Here is an 18,511-nt window from a genome sequence, read left to right on the forward strand (position 1 = left end):
TGTGAATATGGGTGCACCGGGTTTGTATCATACACCCCAGTGGAACCTGGGATTCTTTCATGAGAGCAACTTCAATATCACGGATCGCCTTACTGCCACCTTGGGCTTGCGCTATGACTTGATGCATACTGCCATCCATTATGATGCCAGTGCCTATATGCAGATGAGTGCCAATGTAATGGGAAAGAAGGCTACCTATGTCTTGGATTCTTCGCTGGATCATGAGGTGAGTGACGATTATGGCCAGCTTTTACCGAAATTCGGACTTAATCTGAAGATTGATGAGCTGGGCAGTAATGTGTATGCCACTGTAAGCAAGGGCTATCGTGCAGGTGGATATAATATCCAGATGTTCAGCGATGTGCTACAGACCGAACTGAATGCCAATCGTAATCAGGCAATGCGTGGGGATTATCATATTCCGCATACCGAGGAGGATTATCAGCGTATTGATAAGACCATCGCCTACAAGCCGGAGACTTCCTGGAATTATGAGGCAGGTGCTCATCTGAATCTCTTCGATCACATGCTGCACATCGACTTGAGTGCTTTCTATATGAAGGTAACCAACCAGCAGCTCTCTGTCATGGCGGGCAATTATGGCTTCGGACGTATGATGGTGAATGCCGGAAAGAGTCACAGCTGTGGTATTGAAGCAGCTTTGACAGGACAGCTTTTCGATGGTAAATTTGATTGGGCTATGAGTTATGGTTATACTCGCAGCAAGTTTGATAAGTATGTGGATGGAGAAGGCGAGGATGCCGTGGACTATAAGGGCAAATACGTTCCTTATGTGCCACAGCATACAATGGCTGCGATGGCAGACTATCGTCTTACCGACTGGCTGACCCTCGGTGCAAACGTGAATGCACAAGGCAAGACCTATTGGGACAATGCAAATACTTACTCCCAAAAGCTGTATGCGGTTTTGGGAGCACATATTGATTTGAATTTCAAGGCTTTCAATGTAAGTTTCTGGGGTAGAAATCTCACAGACACCAATTATAATACCTTTGCGGTAGATAATTCAGCTACAGGCACGAAAGAATATTTTGCCCAGCGAGGCAATCCTTTCCAATGTGGTGTGGATGTGAGATTCCATTTCTAGTAATCGCTATTCGTTATTGTCGTATCCGTCTGGGATTTTCTTTCCCAGAGCGAGTGCGGCAATGACTTTAGCCCCCGATTTTTCTAGTTTTTCAGCAAATCGAACAATTGATCCTCCAGATGCGATAATGTCATCGAAGAGGATCACTTGTTTTCCCTGGAAGAAAGTTTCGTCTATATGAAGTGTATCCACTTCATCTCCATCCTCATCCTTTGTCGTTGTGAAGCTGAATGCGTTGTAGGCATTCTGCATACCTGTTGCCGCACATACCTGTTCGCTGAACTTGCGGAATCTGCGCTCAGTATGCTTTCGGGTTGAGGCTGGTAGGCAGACCAGAGTGAGTAGTGAAAGAGTAGAGTGTGAGTTTGTGGCTCCCTCTTTTTCAGTGAATACCGCCTTTAGGAAAGAAGACACCAAGTCGATGGCCTTATCGACAGCTTGCTGATGGTCTATCTCGGTAGTGAGTTCCGAGTTACCCTTGAAGTTGACGATGAGGTCGCGCTTTTCCCATTCTTCTGCTGAAAGCTCGAAGGTGCCGAATGCGCTGAAAGCAGCGTAATCTACTAGCCAATTGTAGTGAAGGCCATTGCTGAGGCAAGGCCATGATGCGATGTTAATGCTTTTTTCTGCCATAGACAAGATGTTTATAATCGTTCTTCTTTATAGTTTTCTTGAATAGATATTGATTCCGTTGTCTTTATGGATCAGTAAAGATCAGTACAAAAGTATGAATATTTTTTGAAATATCGGCACAAAATAGCTTTTTTTTTCATTTTAGGCTATTTTTTAGCAGATTCTACTTTGATTTTAACAAGATTTCTAGTAACTTTGCACCCCGAAACCTGATAGGCTTCACGTTTATGGTATGAATAATCATGATTTTTTAAAAATACAACAAATGACGAGAAAAACAAAAATGCACGAGTTGCGCGACTACATCATTATCGGTCTGGCAATGGTAGAAGGTAGTATCGGACTCAATTTATTTCTCCTCCCTAACCATATCACGATGGGTGGAGTAGGCGGTATCGCCTCTATCTTCTGCTGGGGATTTGGCATTCCTGCTTCGGTCACTTATCTGGCGCTCAACGTATTTTTGCTGTTGATTGCATTCCGTATCCTGGGTTGGAAATTCTGTGCCAAGACGATTTATGGTGTAGCTATCTTTGCAGCGGTGACTCGCTTCATAGAGATTCATACGGTAGGTATGACGCCTTTGCTTCACGATCAGCCTTTTATGGCAACAGTTATCGGTGCCTTCTTCATGGGAAGCAGTGCTGGATTGGGGCTTGGATGTAATGGTTCTACTGGAGGCAGTGATACGGTGGCTGCAATGATCAATAAGTACTATAACATTTCTCTGGGACATGCCATTATGATTTGCGACTTGCTCATCATTACCAGTTCTTATCTTGTGCTTCGCTCCTGGGAAATGGTGATTTATGGTTATGTGTGCCTGTTTGTTGTTTCGCTTACTGTTGATCATGTTGTCAACGCCATGCGCCGTTCGGTACAGTTCTTTATCATTTCTGACAGGTATCTGGAGCTGAGTGCTGCCATCAATACGACAGCCGAACGTGGATGTACGGTAATGGATGGTCATGGTTGCTATAGCGGCAAGGATGTTCACATGCTCTTTGTGCTGGCTAGACAGAGTGAATCGCAAAAGATATTCCGCCTGATTGATGAGATTGATCCTACTGCATTTGTGAGTCAGAGTTCTGTAATCGGTGTGTACGGTGAGGGCTTTGATAGATTTAAGGTGAGCAAGAAGATTTCCTTGTCTAAAAAATAAGTTTTAAAGTATTCAGATGAAAGTTATGTTCGCAAGTATGCAATGAGTATTCTCATACTTGCGAACATTATTTTTTGGGGGCAGGTACTTGCTGATACCGTCCTGTTTGTTTTTACTTCTTTCTTTCTGTTTCCTTGATGTAGCCATGTCGGTAAGCATAGAGAAGTTCCTGGAGATCTTCTATCTGCTTGCGTAAATCCTGACCGATATCTGTATCTGCCACGAGCATTCTTCGATTGCTCATTTCTACAATCTGGGTGGTACTCTTGATGTCGGTACCGCGTGTGATGGCATCCTCGGCACTTGTGAAAGGTTCGTGCTGTACCAGTTGGAAACCGCGAGAGTGATAAACCAGGGTGTAACCTGCTATACCCGTCTCGTTATGGTAAGCTTTGGAGAAACCACCATCAATCACCATCAGCTTTCCGTTTGCCTTGATAGGATTCTCTCCCTTTAAGGTTCGTACCGGAACGTGCCCGTTGATGATATGGCGATTTTCTCCCTTCAGCCCGAAGGCATCCATGATATGGTCTATTACCTTCTCGTCATCACGCAGTTTGAAGTAGTAGCCCTTTTCCTCTTTGTGGGTCTCCTTGTCGGCGATAAAATATCGCTCGAAGGTTGCCATCTTGCTCTTGTCGAAGAGTGGACTGTCTGGACCGCACCAGAGATAGAGGAAATAATCTATGGCATACTGTTTCTCGTCAGGGTCGGAATCCTGCTGGAATGCCGTGCGAATCTGCATTCCTGTATGATGCATCAGCTCCTTGCCGCTATACTTTTTTCCAGGATAAATCTCTACCTCTTTCAATGTTCCGTCTTCGTTGAGTGGGCAGGATGCATGGAAGAGCAGGTTATTGTTGAAGATGGCATACATGCAGCCATGCTGCAGCATGGTTCTGATATGCTTGTGCAGTTTCTCGCATACCATAAACGAATGGTGCAGCTTCTGCATCAGGATTTCTTCTTCCTCGCTGAGCTTGTTCGGATTCTCCGTATCGATGGTAGGGAAGTGGCATGTGGACATTTCGTATTCCTTGCCATCAATCTCTACGGTTCCCTTTTCGTAGTTTACATGCTCAAAGAGACGCCTGTCGTCCATTTTCCATTCAGGATGCTTGGCGATGAGCTGACCTTCTATCTTGAATTGTATCACGGCAATAGCCTTGTGCATCAGAGATGTGAGACGCTTGGTCTTGTCATCCATTTCGGCTGCACCACCCGTCATCTTTGGCATGAATTCCTCGCATGGATCATCGCCGTAGGTATCCATAGCAAAGGTTGCCAATGGAATGAGGTTGATGCCGTAACCCTCCTCCAGCGTGGCGAGGTTGGCATAGCGCAGCGACAGTCGGATGACATTGCAGATACAGGCATCATTACCGGCTGCGGCTCCCATCCAGAGTACATCGTGGTTGCCCCATTGGATATCCAAGCTATGATAGTGGCGCATCTTGTCGAGAATGATGTGTGCTCCTGGTCCGCGATCGTATATGTCACCGAGTATATGAAGCTGGTCGATGGCGAGTCTTTGTATCACATTGGCAATGGCTACAATGAAATCGTCAGCACGGCCTGTTGAGATGATGGTATCTACGATGACGTTCACGTATGCAGCCTTGTCGTGATCTTCCGTATGCTCGTGCAAAAGCTCCTGTATAATATAGGAGAAATCGCATGGCAGTGATTTGCGCACCTTGGAACGGGTGTACTTGCTTGACACATCACGGCAAACAGCCACCAGCTGGTGAAGGGTGATGTGATACCAGTCGTCGATATCTGCTTCCCTTTGCTTTACCTGCTCCAGTTTCTGTTCCGGATAGTAAATCAGGGTGCAGAGTTCACGCTTGTCCTGTTCACGCAGGGTGTTGCCGAAGAGTTCGTTCACCTTACGCTTGATATTGCCTGAAGCATTCTTGAGAACATGCAGAAAAGCCTCATACTCACCGTGAATATCTGCGAGGAAATGCTCTGTGCCTTTCGGCAGATTGAGAATAGCTTGCAGATTGATAATCTCCGTGCTAGCCTCAGCTATGGATGGAAACGACTGTGCGAGTAACTGCAGGTACCGCATGTCGTGATTGATATCATACTGTTTCATATTCGTAATCCTTAATGTTTGCGTCATTGTTTGCGTCAATAATTGATAAATCTAATGTTTACTGCTGAAACAACATTTCTGTTGATAAGTTATATTTCAGATGCAAAGTTACAGCTTATTCTTGAAAATAAAAAATCTTTCGGCATATTTTTTCGGAAATATTTTGTAGTTTCACTTTTTTGCATTACTTTTGCAAACGTGTAGGATGATAAGGCTGGCACTGGCATCGCTTTCTACCGGGCTTTAATCCTCACTTTCATATAAAATAAGATAATATCAATTATTCAATAAACTAGCAATATGAAACAGACAATTTTGGTAACTGGCGGCACTGGTTTTATCGGTAGCCACACAACTGTAGAGCTGCAGCAGGCAGGCTACAACGTAGTAATCGTAGATGACCTTTCAAATTCAAAGATTGAGGTTCTTGACGGTATCGAGAAGATTACGGGTATTCGTCCAGCTTTCGAACAGGTTGATCTTCGTGACAAGGCAGCTACAGAGGCTGTGTTCCAGAAGTATCCTGCTATCGAGGGTATCATTCACTTTGCTGCCAGCAAGGCTGTAGGTGAGAGTGTACTGAAGCCTTTGTTGTACTACCGCAACAACCTGGTTTCGCTCATCAACTTGCTTGAGTTGATGCCAAAATATAACGTTAAGGGTATTATCTTCTCTTCTTCTTGCACCGTTTACGGTCAGCCTAAGCCAGAGAACTTGCCTGTAACAGAGGAGGCTCCTCATCAGAAGGCTACTTCTCCTTATGGTAATACCAAGGAGGTGAACGAGCAGATCATCGCAGACTATATCCATAGCGGTGCTAACATCAAGAGCATTGTCTTGAGATACTTCAACCCAATCGGTGCTCATCCATCTGCAGAAATTGGTGAGTTGCCAAACGGTGTGCCAAACAACCTGATTCCTTACGTAACTCAGACTGCTATGGGTATTCGCAAGGAGCTCACCATCTTCGGTAACGATTATGATACTCCTGATGGAACCTGCATCCGCGACTACATCTATGTAGTTGACCTCGCCAAGGCTCACGTTTGCGCTATGGCTCGTGTACTCGACAAGGAAACTGAACCAATTGAGTATTTCAATGTTGGTACAGGTAATGGTAACTCTACTCTCGAAATCGTAGAGACATTCGAGAAGGCTACTGGCGTGAAGTTGAACTGGAAGTACGGTCCACGTCGTGAGGGCGATATCGAGAAGATCTGGGGCGATTGCACCAAGGCTAACGAAGTTTTGGGCTGGAAGGCTGAGGCTAAGCTTGAAGATGTCTTGGCTTCTGCCTGGAAGTGGCAGCAGAAGCTCCGTGCCGACGGAATTATGTAATTACGGTTAAATATATATAAAAAGAAGGAACTTGGCATCTGGAATGATGGAAGGTTCCTTCTTTTTTTATATCTTTGCAGGAAAGTATTTTTTAACGTAAAAGAGCAGGAGAATGAAGAAAAATATACTTACCATATTGATGATGTCATGCATGATGTTTGCTGTGCCCATGGTTTCTTCGGCACGGACAGGTGCTGAGGAAATGATAGACATGGAAGTGCAGAAGATTTCCTTGACTTATTCCGGAGGCGTGATGCATATCACCGGAGCCAACAACCAGATTGTTACCATCTACAATCTGGCTGGTGTCGCAGTGAAGTCTTTCAGGGTAGAGGGACAGGACAAGCGCTTTAACCTTTCTCTCTCTGATGGTGTCTATATCATCAAGGTAGGAACCTCCTTTACGAGAAAGATCCTGGTTAGACGTTAACTGTAGACTTCTTTTATCATTCATATTACGTTTCGTGAAAATACTTAGAATTTTGCCATTCCTGCTCTGTTGGGTCATTCTGTCGTGTAAGCAGCATGAACCCAACGAAAATCAGAACTTGACGTTGGAATACTATCAGGAGCTGGTGAACCCAAATTATGCAATCAATTCTAAAAAGGTAAGGGGATTGATGGACAGCTTGATGAACAATGATTCGGGTTCTACTGTTGCCGACTTGCATACCAAGAGATATTATCGCAATCATGGAGAATTCCTTTGGGTTGATCGTCATGGAATAGATCATCGTGCAGATACGCTGCTGACCTATCTGCAGAAGGTGGATGAAATGGGATTCAAGACTAAGCATTTTTATGTGAATCAGATTACGCAAGATCTGGAAAGACTCCACAACTTGAATCTGGGAGAAGGCAACGAGGATATCAACCATGTGATGGCTCGTCTGGAATACAGGCTTACCAAGTCGTATTTGAGATATGTAGGCGGTCAGAGGTTTGGATTCGTCAATCCTTCATTCATCTTGAATCGTCTGGACAGCATCGATCCCAATCCATACGATTCCATCAGGCGGCCTGTGAGATACCGTGGCCTTTTTGATGTGAAGATGCAGCATGCCAGTGATGCTTTTTTTCATCTTGCTCTTCAGCAGTTGAGAAGTAGGGTGGAGGTTGATGGCGAAGAAACTGAGAAAAGCAGATTGGTGACATTCTTGAAGGATGTTCAGCCAAAGTCTCCTTTTTATTATACGTTGCAGGAAAAATTGAAGTCGGAAGGTCTTGACAGAAATCAGAGAATGAAGATTCTTGTGAACATGGAGAGATGCCGGTGGAGGGAGGCAGACAGTCCTGCCAGACATAAGAAGTATGTGCTGGTTAATATACCATCTTTTCATCTTTATGCCATAGATGAGCAGGATACGCTTGCGATGAAGATTGGATGTGGCTCTACCAAGACCAAAACTCCGATACTGAACAGTTATATCAAGCGGATGGATCTGAATCCGAAGTGGTTTGTGCCTCGCAGCATCATGATCAAGGATATGGTGCATCATGCAGGGAATCCGGCTTACTTCAATGCGCGCAATTACTATATCTCGGATCGGTCAACGGGCAAGGAGGTAGATCCGGCTCAGGTTACAAGAGCCATGTTGCTTTCCGGTAAATATGGTGTGGTTCAGCGTGGTGGAAAGGGAAATTCTTTGGGAAGAATCATTTTCCGTTTCGATAATAACTTCTCTGTCTATCTGCACGACACATCAAGCCAGGCTGTTTTCAGCCGTGAAGACAGAGGCGTTTCGCATGGATGTATAAGGGTAGAGAAGCCTTTCGAACTGGCTAAATTCCTGCTTCATGAGAAAAACGAAAAGCTTATCCGGCGAATCAACTATTCGATGACTGCCGATTCTCTGAAGATTAAGAAATTAGTGGTCGGGTCTGTAAAGGTGGAACCGCAGATTCCTCTCTTCATCACGTATTACACGCTTTATCCATTTGCCAAGGGGGTGGTAAGCTATCCCGATGTCTATGGATTTGATGGTGTGATATTCGAGCAATTAAAAAAATATCTATAGCCGGAAAGTAGGCTTATAATAAGAATTAAAGAATTAGTTTTATTAATTTAGTAAACTTCATGATACTTAGTGATACAGAACTGGTAGAGATGCTTCGGGAACCACGCACCCGGCGAGAAGGATTCGCAGTGCTGGTTAAGCAGTATAGTGAAAAACTATACTGGAAGGTGCGTCGTATCGTGCTCAGTCATGAAGATGCTAATGATGTCCTTCAGAATGTATTCATCAAGGTTTGGAGTAATCTGCAGAATTTTCAGGGAAAGTCTTCGCTTTCTACTTGGCTTTATCGCATTGCTATCAATGAATCACTTGATTTCCTGAGAAAACAAAAACTGGCAGATAAGGTAAGTGCCGATGAAGATGCTTCCGTGGCATCCAGGTTGATGAGCGACGAATATTTTGATGGTGATGAAGTGCAGGCCAGGTTACAGGAAGCGGTGGCAAGGTTGCCTGAAGTGCAGAGAACGGTATTTAATCTTAAATATTTTGAGGAAATGAAGTATTCTGAGATTAGTCAGATTCTCAATACCAGTGAAGGTGCCCTGAAAGCTTCTTATCATCTGGCAGTGAAAAAAATAACAGAATATTTGCATCTGTTTGATTAAACCTTCTGCGATGTAAATCGTCTATAAAAGTAAAAGAACAAAGGAATTTGCAATATGATGAACGAAGAGAAAAAAATAAATGATATTTTCGGCAAGGAAAACCATTTCAAGGTTCCTGAAGGTTATTTCGATAACTTCGCAGAACAAATGATGGCAAAGATTCCTATGCAGGAATTTGATTCTCCTGAAGAAACGGATAAGAACCGTCAGGAGAATAAGGCTAAGTTCATGCATTTAAGCCTCTGGAGGCGTTTGCCTCTCAGAAAGATTGCTGCAGTCTTAGCCGTGACTGCTATGTTGGGTGGCGGTGTGCTTTACCAGCTTCAGCAGGCAGGGAGAAAGCATCATGCATTGGCGCACAACGAAACTCCTGCCATTGAGAGTTCACACGTCACAGACGGGGAGGATGCTGCCTTTGAGCAGATGGCTGATTATACAATGATGGACACTCAGGACTTCTATGCACAGCTTGTGGCAGAGAACTAATGTTGAATCTATTTAAAAAAACACGTATAAATGAAACAAGATAATAACAGTAAGCATATAACAAGACGTCTGATCTTGGTTATAATGGCAGTTATTGCGATGACGATGATGGGAATCTCTTGTCATGCCGAGAATTCTCAAAGGCAGCGTCCGCCATTTGACCCGAAGCGTTTTGAGGCAGAATTGGAGCAGTATATCACAATCCATGCGAGCCTCACTCCGCAGGAAGCAAGTAAGTTCTTCCCGGTTTACCGCCAGATGATGAAGAAGATGCGTTCTTGTTTTGAAGAGATGCGTAGGTATCATTTCGTTAATCCGGCAGACGAGAAAGGTTGTGCTGAGGCTATCCGCCGCCAAGACGAGTTGGATATCGAGATGAAGCAGTTGCAGCAGGAATATCATAATCGGTTTATGTATATCCTGCCTGCCAGCAAGGTGCTTAAGATCATTAAGGCAGAAGAGATGTTCCATCGTCAGGCGTTCAAGAGAGCCAGACAGTGGCACCAAAATCACCCTAAGCATGTGAAAAGATAATGTATAAAGTCGCAAAGGTGTTATTTATAGTAACATTTTTGCGATTTTATTTTGTTGTTTCCCCAAATTATAGTAACTTTGCACATCAGAAACAAAAATATATAATATAATAAGGTATGTACAGAACACAAACTTGTGGAGAGCTTCGTCTCTCTGATGCTGGCAAGGAAGTTACACTTGCCGGATGGGTACAGCGCTCAAGAAAGATGGGTGGTATGACATTCGTTGACTTGCGCGACCGTTATGGTATCACACAGTTGGTTTTCAACGAGGCGGATGATAAGGCCTTGTGTGATGCTGCCAATAAGCTGGGTCGTGAATATTGCATCCAGATCAAGGGTACAGTTAGTGAGCGGCAGAGCAAGAATCCTAAAATGGATACAGGTGATATTGAAATCCTGGTAAAGGAGCTGAATGTGCTCTCTCAGAGTCAGACTCCTCCTTTCACTATCGAAGATAATACTGATGGCGGTGATGATATTCGCATGAAGTATCGCTATCTCGATTTGCGCCGTCCTGCGGTTCGCAAGAATATGGAGTTGCGTCATCGTATGTGTATCTTGATTCGCAACTTCCTCGATTCACAGAACTTCATGGAGGTTGAAACTCCTATCCTCATCGGTAGTACACCAGAAGGTGCCCGCGACTTCGTTGTTCCTTCTCGTATGAATCCTGGTCAGTTCTATGCTCTTCCACAGAGCCCTCAGACTCTGAAGCAGCTCCTGATGGTAGCAGGTTTCGACCGCTATTTCCAGATTGCAAAGTGCTTCCGTGACGAGGACCTCCGTGCAGACCGTCAGCCTGAGTTTACTCAGATCGACTGCGAGATGAGCTTCGTAGATCAGGATGATGTTATCGATCTTTTCGAGGAAATGGCTCGCCATCTCTTCAAGGAGATTCGTGGTGTAGAGCTTCCTAAGCTGGAGCAGATGACATGGCATGAGGCTATGCGCCGTTTCGGTAGCGATAAGCCAGACCTTCGCTTCGGTATGGAGTTTGTAGAGTTGAAGGATGCTTTCACAGGCAAGGGTAACTTCTCTGTATTCGATGAGGCTAAGTATATTGGTGGTATCTGTGTTCCTGGTTGCGCTGACTATAGCCGCAAGCAGTTGAACGAGTTGACCGACTTCTTAAAGCGTCCACAGGTTGGTGCCAAGGGTTTGGTATATATCAAGTATAATGCTGATGGTACCGTGAAGAGTAGCATCGATAAGTTCTACTCTCCAGAGGAGCTTGCTGAAATCAAGACTGTGATGGGTGCCAAGGATGGCGACCTCGTTTTGATTCTGAGTGGCGATAATGCCAATAAGACTCGTGTTCAGCTTTGCTCTCTCCGTCTTGAGATGGGTGACCGTCTGGGCTTGCGTGACAAGAACGTGTTCAAGTGTCTCTGGATTGTTGACTTCCCTCTCTTCGAGTGGAGTGATGAGGAGCAGCGCCTGATGGCAACACACCATCCATTCACTATGCCAAATCCTGATGATATCCCATTGCTCGATGAGCATCCTGAGCAGGTTCGTGCCAAGGCATACGACTTTGTCTGCAATGGTATTGAGGTGGGTGGAGGTTCTCTCCGTATCCACGATACTCAGTTGCAGGAGAAGATGTTCGAGGTCCTCGGTTTCACACCAGAACGTGCTGAGGCTCAGTTTGGCTTCCTTATGAACGCCTTCAAGTATGGAGCACCACCTCACGCAGGTCTTGCTTTCGGTCTTGACCGCTTCGTGAGCATTATGGCTGGTCTCGACAGCATCCGCGACTGCATCGCATTCCCTAAGAATAATTCAGGTCGCGACGTGATGCTTGATGCTCCTTCAGAGCTGGATCCAAAGCAGCTTGATGAGCTGGAGATTAAGCTTGATTTGAAGGATTAATGATTAATTGCACCGTATTTATCTTGATGTAAGTCAAAAAATGCGGTGCAACCACTTGTGTACAAGCACTTTTCTGCTTTAAAATGCTAAAATTTAAATTATTTTTTTTAATTTTGCATCAGAATAATTAAGGAAATGCTTACGAAACAAACATTTCTCAGAACAAATTATTACTAAAGACATGGTAGAAAAGAAAGCAACAACTAAGACAGCTGCCAAGAAGACAGCTACTAAGAAGGCTACAGCAGCTAAGACTGCTACAGCTACAAAGAAGACTTCTACAGCTAAGAAGGAAGTTATCTATTTGACTGCTGAGAACGCAGGTTTCCGTGCTGGTGATGTTTACCAGGCATTGGCTGCAGCAGAACAGTCTCTCTCTTTGGAGGAGATTGCAAAGCAGGCAAAGATTAGTGTTGAGGATGCTATCCTTGGTATCGGATGGCTCTTCAAAGAGGGTAAGATTAAGGAAGAGGACAACAAGGTAGCTCTCGCTTAAATAAGAACCTTAAGAGCCGCAGTTTCTTAACTTAGTGGAAGAAACTGCGGCTTTTCTGTTTTTTATTTGCTCTTCTTTCTGGTCACTCTTTTTGCTGTTCTCTCTTCTTCCTGTTTGCTCTTCTTCCTATTCACTCTTCTCTGTCTTTATTTAAATTTCTTTTCACCATAACCATCTAGCATTATTTATATGAAATTAGAACAAGAAATATTCAGCGTTTTGGTACAAGCCGGCAGTCAAGGTCTCAAGTTGGAGAAGATTGTCCGTCATGTTTATAATTCTTGTAATTCGATTTTTACCCCTCTAGATTATAAATATGTGTATGGTTTTGTTTCTCAGTATCTTATTAAGAATTCCAAGAATCCAAGTTCTATCATAGAGAAAGGCAAGGGATATGGAGTTTATCGTATCAACTATAAGAGTTCGGCTATGCAGCAGCTGATGCTTGATTTCTCTTCTGCCTCTATACAGAAAGAGGATGATGACAGCGAGAACAGCAAGCAATCGCAGGAGCTTGATCTCTTTGTTAATTGATAGAAATAAGGTTAGTTGCGTGGTCTAACGAAGCTATGTAAGTTATCGAAAGGAGCAATAGAAGTTGTCTGAAGAAGCAATGGAAGTTGTCTGAAGAATTAATTCTTGTTTTCGGGTTCGTAGGCTTTTCAAACCGCACAACAGCTGTTGTGCGCTTGCATAACAGCTGATATGCGCTTGCACAACAGCTGATGTGCGAGTGGAACACACCTGTTGGGCACCAATTTATTTGATTGCTTTTTTATTGGGGGGAATCTATCTGTTTGTTCGTATTATATTTGTATGATGAGTAATGGAAAGAGCATTTCTATCAAATGCATTTCTATACTTTAGATTTAGTAATAACAAACAATTTTAAATAACGGACAAATGGCTAGAAGATATTTATTAGGTTTTGATGTTGGATCAAGTTCTGTAAAGGCATCTCTTACAGATGTGGATAGTGGTGAGATTGTTGCTTCTGCATTCTATCCTGATCATGAAGCACCTATCATGGCAGTAAAGACAGGATGGGCTGAACAGGATCCGCAAATGTGGTGGGACAATGCCAAGTTGGCTCTCAAGAAGATTATGGTGGAGTGTGGTGCCAAAGGTGAGGATATTCTTGCTATCGGTATTTCCTATCAGATGCATGGTCTGGTTTGTGTGGATAAGAACCAGCAGGTTCTGCGTCCATCTATCATCTGGTGCGATTCCCGTGCAGTTCCTTACGGCGAGAAAGCGTTCCACGATTTAGGTGAGGATCTCTGCTTGCGTAATCTGCTCAATTCTCCAGGTAACTTTACCGCTTCCAAACTGGCGTGGGTCAAGGAGAATGAACCTGAACTTTTCGATAAGATAGATAAGATTATGCTCCCTGGTGATTATCTGGCAATGAAACTATCCGGTGAGGCTCAGACTACTATCAGCGGACTTTCTGAAGGTATGATGTGGGACTTCAAGGCAAAGAAACCAGCCAAGTTCCTGCTTGATTATTTCGGATTCGATGAGAGTATGCTCGCAGATATTGTTCCTACCTTCTCTGTTCAGAGCGTAGTCTGCAAGGCTGCTGCCGAGGAACTTGGCCTGAAGGAGGGAACTCCTATCTCTTATCGTGCAGGTGACCAGCCTAATAATGCTGTCAGCCTGAACGTGTTCAATCCTGGTGAGATTGCCAGCACCGCAGGTACTTCCGGAGTTGTCTATGGTGTGCTCGGTGAAGTCAATTACGATCCAAAGAGTCGTGTCAATACCTTTGCACATGTCAACTATACAACGGAACTTGACCGCTTGGGAGTGTTGCTCTGTATAAATGGTACTGGTATCCTGAATGCTTGGGTACATCGTAACATCACGCCTGATGTAAGTTATGCAGATATGAATGATATGGCAGCCGGTGTGCCTATTGGCAGCGACGGTGTGAAGATTATTCCTTTTGGAAATGGAGCAGAGCGCGTATTGGAAAATCGTGAAGTGGGCTGTTCTATCCGTGGATTGAGTTTTACCAAGCATAATCGTGCCCATGTCGTAAGAGCTGCACAGGAAGGTATCGTATTCAGTTTCTGCTATGGTATGGAGATTATGCAGCAGATGGGTATGGATGTCAAGAAGGTTCATGCTGGAAAGGCAAACATGTTCCTCAGTCCTCTGTTCCGGGATACCCTGGCAGGTGTGAGTGGTGCAACCATCGAACTTTACGAGACCGATGGTAGTGCTGGTGCTGCCAAGGGAGCTGGTATCGGTGCAGGTATCTATAAGGATCACGATGAGGCGTTTGCATCTCTTAAGAAATTGGCGGTAATTGAGCCTGATGAGGCAAATCGCAGTGCTTATCTTGAGGCTTATGCTGACTGGAAGGCTGAACTTGGTAAGCTCTAGTTTTTGTATTGATACGGGAAGTGTTCGAAAAAACGAGTTTTTCCCAAAATATGGTAAAGGATGGAATAATTTTCCATCTTTTATTTGTTTATACCAATTATTTTTATTACTTTTGCGAAATATTATATAAAAAGTATAAATATGGCTCATAAAAATAATCATTTAGTAATCATGGCAGGTGGAGTAGGCAGTAGATTCTGGCCTATGAGTACCGTGGACAAGCCTAAGCAGTTTATTGATGTCTTAGGAACTGGTCGTACACTTTTACAGCTTACATTCGATCGTTTTGAGGGTGTTTGTGACCCGGAGAATGTTTGGGTAGTAACCAATAAAAAGTATGCAGCCTTGGTTCACGAGCAGTTGCCTGAGATTCCTGAGGGTAATATTCTGCAGGAACCATGCAGAAGAAACACAGCTCCTTGCATCGCCTATATCAGTTGGCGAATCAAGGAAAAGGATCCTCATGCTAATATTGTTGTGTCTCCTTCTGATCATATCGTTACCAATGCCAACGAATTCAGAAGAGTGATAACATCTGCCTTGAAGTTTACTGGTGAGACTGACAGCATCGTTACTTTGGGAATGAAGCCTATTCGCCCAGAGACTGGTTATGGCTATATTCAGGCTGATCTTCGTACCCCTTCTGCTCGTAACAAGGAAGTCTTCCGTGTTGACCATTTCAAGGAGAAGCCAAATTTGGAGACTGCTACTCAATATATTCAAGACAAGAGTTTCTTCTGGAATGCCGGCATCTTCGTGATGAGTGCCGCAACCATCGTCAATGCCTTCCGTGTTTACCAGCCAAGCATTGCCAAGATTTTCGAGAGCATGCGCAGTATTTATGGTACAGACAAGGAGCAGGCTGAAATCGATCTGCGTTATCCTGAATGCGAGAATATCTCTGTTGACTATGCCATCATGGAGAAAGCGGAGGAAATCTTTGTGATGCCTGCCGACTTTGGATGGAGTGACCTCGGTACATGGGGAAGCCTCCTGGCACAGAGCCATAAGGATATGTATGGCAATGCGCTGATAGGTGATAATATCCAGATGGTGGAGTCTAAGAACAATATCGTTCATACCATGAATGAGAAGAAGGTTGTTATCCAGGGCTTGGATGGCTATATTGTTGCAGAGGAAGACGGAACGCTGCTTATCTGCAAATTGTCTGAGGAACAGCGAATCAAGATTTTCTCAGGTAGTGAGAAGTAATGATTGATATCTATATATACAAAAAACTCTCCATTGAAGGTTGAACCTCAATGGAGAGTTTTTTGTATATATGTGCTTCTGAAAGAAGTTTATTTCTTCTTGATACCCTTATAGGCAATAAAGGCTACGATGACTACAGCCAATGCCAAGATGACATAACCAATCTCGTGGCTATATTGTACTGCCTGCTGATAAACGTCATGAGTTGTCTTATAATCAGTGTATTCGTAGATACCCCAACCGATGGCTGCCAATACGGTGTTCCATACACCTGCACCGATAGTGGTGTAGAGCAGGAACTTACCCACGTGCATTCCTGCCAATCCTGCAGGAATACTGATGAGCTGGCGAACGGCTGGCACCAATCTTCCGAAAATGGTAGAGGCAGCACCATGCTTGCGGAAATACTCCTCAGCTACTTCCACCTTCTTGCGGTCAATCAGGCACATGTGACCGATTCGGCTGTCTGCAAAACGATAGATGATAGGGCGACCTACCCATTTAGCCAAATAGTAGTTGATGAGGGCACCAAGGTCTGCACCGATGGTAGCAAACACGATGACCAGAATAAACGACATTCCGCTGTTTGGATCCATAGCTTTCCAAGCTGCAGGTGGAACAACCACCTCAGATGGGAAAGGAATGAAAGAGCTTTCGATTGCCATAAACAGTGCAACCACCCAGTAATTCAAGTTATCCAGAATCCAAAGAAAAAGATCTGCTGTATTCATAATTATTAATTATATTACTTATTCTGCTTTGCCCAGGTATCCTTCAATCCCACTGTCTTGTTGAATACTGGCTTCTCATCTGTTGTGTCGAGGTCTGCCATGAAGTAACCGATGCGCTGGAACTGGAGATACTCTCCCGGCTTCTTGGTTGCTGCATACTCCTCTACATAGCACTCCTTGAAATCGTGGTAGCTCTCTGGGTTGAGCAATTCACGGAAGTCGCGATCGTCTGCAGATGGGTTTTCGATGGCGAAGAGACGGTCGTACTCGCGTACTTCTGCCTTTACGCAGTGGTCGGCAGATACCCAGTGAAGAGTACCTTTTACCTTGCGGTTGGCACCTTCCATGCCGCTCTTGCTGATAGGGTCGTATTCTGCCTGAATCTCTGTGATGACACCGTTCTCGTCCTTGGTGCAGCCTGTACACTTCACAATATAGGCATTCTTCAAGCGAACTTCCTTTCCAGGAGTCATACGGAAGAACTTCTTCGGAGCATCCTCCATGAAGTCGGCACGCTCAATCCAGAGATTCTTTGAGAAGGTGATGGTATGTGAGCCATCTGCCTCGTTCTCTGGGTTATTGATTGCCTCCATCTCCTCGCTCTCACCCTCAGGATAGTTGGTGATGACGAGTTTCACTGGGTCGATTACAGCACTTACACGGCAAGCCTTCTTGTTCAAGTCCTCACGAACTGAAGCCTCCAGAAGAGCCATATCATTGAGGGCATCGAACTTGGTATAACCGATGCTGTCGATGAACATACGGATACTCTCTGGTGAATAACCGCGGCGACGCATACCGCAAAGTGTAGGCATACGAGGATCATCCCATCCATTTACCAGATGCTCATCTACCAGAGTATGGAGCTTACGCTTACTCATTACTGTATAAGTGAGGTTCAAGCGGTTGAATTCAATCTGGCGAGGACGGTTATCGTTCAATACGTCATCGCTGCCATCCATCTCCTTCAGGAAGTCAACGAACTTGTCGTAAAGTGGACGGTGAGGAACAAACTCTAAGGTACAGATAGAGTGGGTAACACCCTCGAAATAGTCGCTCTGTCCGTGTGCGAAGTCGTACATTGGATAAGCGTGCCACTTGGTACCTGTACGGTGGTGAGGAGTCTGGATGATGCGGTACATGATTGGGTCGCGGAAGTGCATGTTTGGATTAGCCATGTCAAGCTTCGCACGGAGTACCATACTTCCTTCTACAGCCTCAGGAGTGTTCATTTGCTCAAAGAGGGCAAGGCTTTCCTCTATCGGACGGTCGCGGTATGGGCTGGCAGTACCAGGGGTAGTAGGAGTACCCTTCTGAGCTGCAATTTCCTCTGCAGTCTGCTCGTCGATATAAGCATGTCCCTTCTTGATCATCCATACAGCAAACTCCCACAACTTCTCAAAGTAGTCTGAAGCATAATAGATGTTGCCCCACTTAAATCCGAGCCACTGGATGTCTTGGAGGATATTTTCTACGTATTCGTTGTTTTCCTTACTTGGGTTGGTGTCATCAAATCTGAGGTTGCAGACACCCTTGTATTTTTCGGCTACACCGAAGTCCATGCAGATGGCCTTGGCATGACCGATGTGAAGGTAGCCGTTAGGCTCTGGTGGGAAACGGGTCTGGATGCGACCAGCGTTCTTACCTTCCTTGAGGTCTTCCTCTACCAACTGTTCTACGAAAGAGATGCTCTTTGTTTTCTCCTCGATTTTGTTTTCTTCATTAATTGCCATATTCTATAGAATTACTTTATTATTTTCTAAAACCAGTATTTTTCTCGTTTGATGGTGCAAAGATACAAATTTTATTATAAGTACGGAAA

The 18,511-nt window shown here is 44.5% G+C and carries 17 protein-coding genes; 13 read left to right on the plus strand and 4 right to left on the minus strand.

Annotation, left to right across the window (positions count from 1 at the left end; genetic code table 11):
* The first annotated feature begins 7 nt into the window (after nt 1-7).
* Nucleotides 8-1,108 carry a TonB-dependent receptor gene (locus DW830_RS16555; RefSeq protein ID WP_233544461.1) on the plus strand — a complete coding sequence of 367 codons (1,101 nt, stop codon included), beginning with the start codon at nt 8-10 and terminating at the stop codon, nt 1,106-1,108.
* A gap of 6 nt (nt 1,109-1,114) precedes the next feature.
* On the opposite strand, the gene DW830_RS09100 is transcribed toward DW830_RS16555, so the two are convergent.
* Nucleotides 1,115-1,741, minus strand: coding sequence for a phosphoribosyltransferase (locus DW830_RS09100; RefSeq protein WP_119249648.1), 627 nt, complete (start codon nt 1,739-1,741; stop codon nt 1,115-1,117).
* A 265-nt stretch (nt 1,742-2,006) separates the two neighbouring features.
* On the opposite strand from DW830_RS09100, the gene DW830_RS09105 reads away from it, so the two are divergent.
* Nucleotides 2,007-2,903 (plus strand): YitT family protein, encoded by an 897-nt coding sequence (locus DW830_RS09105; RefSeq protein ID WP_119249649.1) that lies wholly within the window; start codon nt 2,007-2,009, stop codon nt 2,901-2,903.
* A 112-nt stretch (nt 2,904-3,015) separates the two neighbouring features.
* Here the strand turns inward: DW830_RS09105 and DW830_RS09110 are convergent, their stop codons facing one another.
* A complete protein-coding gene (locus DW830_RS09110; RefSeq protein WP_119249650.1) occupies nt 3,016-5,004 on the minus strand; it encodes a fructose-1,6-bisphosphatase in 1,989 nt (662 codons plus the stop codon).
* A 300-nt stretch (nt 5,005-5,304) separates the two neighbouring features.
* On the opposite strand from DW830_RS09110, the gene galE reads away from it, so the two are divergent.
* The 11 genes from galE (at nt 5,305) to DW830_RS09170 (ending at nt 15,958) form a co-directional block, all read left to right on the plus strand.
* Nucleotides 5,305-6,342 (plus strand): UDP-glucose 4-epimerase GalE, encoded by a 1,038-nt coding sequence (gene galE / locus DW830_RS09115; RefSeq protein ID WP_119249651.1) that lies wholly within the window; start codon nt 5,305-5,307, stop codon nt 6,340-6,342.
* A gap of 112 nt (nt 6,343-6,454) precedes the next feature.
* A complete protein-coding gene (locus DW830_RS09120; RefSeq protein ID WP_119249652.1) occupies nt 6,455-6,772 on the plus strand; it encodes a T9SS type A sorting domain-containing protein in 318 nt (105 codons plus the stop codon).
* A gap of 34 nt (nt 6,773-6,806) precedes the next feature.
* A complete protein-coding gene (locus DW830_RS09125; RefSeq protein ID WP_233544462.1) occupies nt 6,807-8,360 on the plus strand; it encodes a L,D-transpeptidase family protein in 1,554 nt (517 codons plus the stop codon).
* Nucleotides 8,361-8,419: 59 nt separating this feature from the next.
* Nucleotides 8,420-8,965 (plus strand): RNA polymerase sigma factor, encoded by a 546-nt coding sequence (locus DW830_RS09130; protein ID WP_119249653.1) that lies wholly within the window; start codon nt 8,420-8,422, stop codon nt 8,963-8,965.
* 54 nt (nt 8,966-9,019) lie between these two features.
* A complete protein-coding gene (locus DW830_RS09135; RefSeq protein ID WP_119249654.1) occupies nt 9,020-9,451 on the plus strand; it encodes a hypothetical protein in 432 nt (143 codons plus the stop codon).
* A gap of 30 nt (nt 9,452-9,481) precedes the next feature.
* Entirely contained in the window at nt 9,482-9,985 is a 504-nt protein-coding gene (locus DW830_RS09140) for a hypothetical protein (RefSeq protein WP_119249655.1), read from the plus strand.
* Between the two features lie 116 nt (nt 9,986-10,101).
* Complete coding sequence (gene aspS, locus DW830_RS09145) at nt 10,102-11,859, plus strand: aspartate--tRNA ligase (protein ID WP_119249656.1); 1,758 nt, start codon at nt 10,102-10,104, stop codon at nt 11,857-11,859.
* A gap of 181 nt (nt 11,860-12,040) precedes the next feature.
* Complete coding sequence (locus DW830_RS09150) at nt 12,041-12,355, plus strand: winged helix-turn-helix domain-containing protein (protein WP_117663552.1); 315 nt, start codon at nt 12,041-12,043, stop codon at nt 12,353-12,355.
* 189 nt (nt 12,356-12,544) lie between these two features.
* Complete coding sequence (locus tag DW830_RS09155; protein WP_119249657.1) at nt 12,545-12,889, plus strand: hypothetical protein; 345 nt, start codon at nt 12,545-12,547, stop codon at nt 12,887-12,889.
* Nucleotides 12,890-13,258: 369 nt separating this feature from the next.
* Nucleotides 13,259-14,746 carry a xylulokinase gene (locus tag DW830_RS09165; protein ID WP_119249659.1) on the plus strand — a complete coding sequence of 496 codons (1,488 nt, stop codon included), beginning with the start codon at nt 13,259-13,261 and terminating at the stop codon, nt 14,744-14,746.
* Between the two features lie 141 nt (nt 14,747-14,887).
* Nucleotides 14,888-15,958: a mannose-1-phosphate guanylyltransferase gene (locus DW830_RS09170; RefSeq protein WP_119249660.1), complete on the plus strand. Its 1,071-nt coding sequence runs from the start codon at nt 14,888-14,890 to the stop codon at nt 15,956-15,958.
* Nucleotides 15,959-16,047: 89 nt separating this feature from the next.
* Here DW830_RS09170 and DW830_RS09175 read toward each other — a convergent pair whose 3' ends face one another.
* Both DW830_RS09175 and DW830_RS09180 read right to left on the minus strand, forming a co-directional pair.
* Nucleotides 16,048-16,689, minus strand: a complete 642-nt coding sequence (locus DW830_RS09175) for a DedA family protein (RefSeq protein WP_301332274.1) — start codon at nt 16,687-16,689, stop codon at nt 16,048-16,050.
* A 14-nt stretch (nt 16,690-16,703) separates the two neighbouring features.
* The gene (locus tag DW830_RS09180; protein ID WP_119249662.1) at nt 16,704-18,422 is read right to left on the minus strand and encodes a glutamine--tRNA ligase/YqeY domain fusion protein; all 1,719 of its coding nucleotides are present in this window, start codon (nt 18,420-18,422) and stop codon (nt 16,704-16,706) included.
* Nucleotides 18,423-18,511: the final 89 nt, after the last annotated feature.

The sequence above is a fragment of the Prevotella sp. AM34-19LB genome, from assembly GCF_003468525.1.
Classification (GTDB): Bacteria; Bacteroidota; Bacteroidia; order Bacteroidales; family Bacteroidaceae; genus Prevotella.